The organism is Pseudomonas sp. HMSC063H08 (genome assembly GCF_001813645.1).
GTDB classification, from domain to species: domain Bacteria; phylum Pseudomonadota; class Gammaproteobacteria; order Pseudomonadales; family Pseudomonadaceae; genus Pseudomonas; species Pseudomonas aeruginosa.
This window is the reverse complement of the sequence record NZ_KV813449.1, coordinates 1-725: the sequence shown is the minus strand read 5'-3', so window position 1 is coordinate 725 and position 725 is coordinate 1. Positions and strand designations below refer to the sequence as shown.

Sequence of the window (725 nt, the reverse complement as noted above, 5' to 3'; positions counted from 1 at the left end):
GCCGTTGAGTGGTAGCGCTCCATCACCTGGCCTCCTTGTTGAGCTGTCGAATGCGGCTGTGCAGCTTCTTCTCGACGGTCTTCTGCAGACCGGGTACCGAGAGCGCAGCACGGCATTGCTCTAGATTGAAGCTGTCCAGAGCGCGCAGGCGATCATCAGTACTCACTGCACCGTAGTCCTTGTCAGGATGGATGAACGGATTGGCTTGCGACATCTCACACCCCCTGAGTAAGCCGAGCCACGGCCTGGTGCCCGATCCCCTGGTGCAGCCGCGCGCGCTTGCCCGCGGCATACCCCGCTTCACTGGCCACTTCGTCACGTGCCTTGAGCTTGCGGCGCTTCATCTCGAACTTGCCGACGTCAGCGTGGTGCTTCGCCATGTACGCCTGGATCGCGTCGGCGATGTTGTCGTCGACGCCTGCGAACTGGTCGACCTTGGCGTACACGGCCTCGATCCATCCATGCGCGAAGGCATCTCCACGGGCTACCTTGGTGGACCGCTTGCAGCGTTTCTGCGTGCTCAGGAAGTCCTTGCGCGCCTTCTGCAGCTGTCGCTCCAGCACCTGGTAGGCATAGCCGGTCAGCTCCGGCGCCGCCGCGCAGCCGACGAACAGGAACGAAGCGCTTTCGAAATAGGAGGTGCAGATGATCAGGTGCGTACCGAAGGCATGGCAGCACACTTGAGCGAGGCGCACCCGCCAGGCCGGCGGTTTTCCATCCGAGCC

General features: G+C 62.8%; 2 protein-coding genes. Both read right to left on the bottom strand.

Annotated features, from left to right (window positions below; genetic code table 11):
* Nucleotides 1–22 precede the first annotated feature (22 nt).
* Complete coding sequence (locus tag HMPREF2924_RS15415) at nucleotides 23–214, bottom strand: hypothetical protein (protein ID WP_033940197.1); 192 nt, start codon at nucleotides 212–214, stop codon at nucleotides 23–25.
* A 1-nt stretch (nucleotide 215) separates the two neighbouring features.
* A partial coding sequence (locus HMPREF2924_RS15410; RefSeq protein WP_070700556.1) for a DUF7168 domain-containing protein occupies nucleotides 216–725 on the bottom strand: 510 nt, incomplete at its 5' end.

Excerpts from the sequence above, each read along its gene's own strand:
- HMPREF2924_RS15415 (WP_033940197.1), bottom strand. The coding sequence starts at position 214 with ATGTCGCAAGCCAATCCGTTCATCCATCCTGACAAGGACTACGGTGCA.